The sequence below is a fragment of the Rhodococcus sp. APC 3903 genome (genome assembly GCF_030407755.1).
Lineage (GTDB): Bacteria > Actinomycetota > Actinomycetes > Mycobacteriales > Mycobacteriaceae > Rhodococcus_F > Rhodococcus_F erythropolis.
Genome location: NZ_JASDCV010000089.1, coordinates 1 through 940 on the forward strand (window position 1 = coordinate 1; position 940 = coordinate 940).

Genomic DNA, 940 nt, shown 5'->3' on the forward strand with positions numbered 1-940 from the left:
CACCAAACCGCGCAGCAGCATCATCGAACCACGCCGACAACGTCGAATCCACACCGCTGTCGACACCCGTGTCACTCCACGCCAGAACACGATCCAACTCACCTGAAGTCAGAACATCCACGTCGCCAACGGCAGCAGTCGGATTCGCGACAACGCCACGGAGGACGGACACGAACCGATCAGCGAACTCGGCCGCTGTCGACGCGTCGAACAGATCCGTCGCGTAGGTCAGGGTGCCGGACATACCGGCGTCAGCGGCGTCTTCAAGAGTGAATTGCAGATCGAACTTGGCCAGTGCTGCGTCGAATTCCACAGCAGCGGCGGTGAGTCCGGGCAGTTCGAGAGCACTCTGTCCAAGGTTCTGGAAGGTCAATGCCACCTGGAACAACGGATGACGAGCCTGCGAACGAACCGGATCGAGCGCTTCAACGATCCGCTCGAACGGAACGTCAGCGTGGGCAAACGCCTGCAGATCCACTTCCCGCGCAGAAGCCAACAGATCCGCGAACGATATCGACGGATCAACCTCGGTGCGCAGCACCAAAGTGTTGACGAACATGCCGATCAGATCGTCGAGCTGCGCTTCACCGCGACCGGCGACAGGAGCGCCGATTGCGATGTCGGTGGTCGCGGACAACCGTGCCAGCAGCACGGCCAGCGCAGAGTGGACGACCATGAACGGGGTTGCGCCCGCCGCCTGGCCTGTTGCTTCCACATCGGCCCACAGTTGCGGGTCGATGGTGAAGGTGTGGTTCGCTCCTTGTCCCGTTGCGATCTCGGGGCGGGTGCGATCACTGGGAAGGTCCAGCTGCTCGGGCAGGTCGGCCAGGGCATCGGACCAGTAGTTGATCTGCTGCGCGATGATTGACTGCGGATCGTCCTCGAACCCGAGAACCTCACGCTGCCACAGTGCGTAGTCGGCATACTGCACCGGCAACGG

Annotated in this window: 1 protein-coding gene; it reads right to left on the minus strand. The window is 62.0% G+C overall.

Annotation, left to right across the window (positions count from 1 at the left end):
* The coding region (locus tag QMA15_RS32635) for a condensation domain-containing protein (RefSeq protein WP_269586666.1) at nucleotides 1–940 on the minus strand (940 nt) is incomplete at both ends.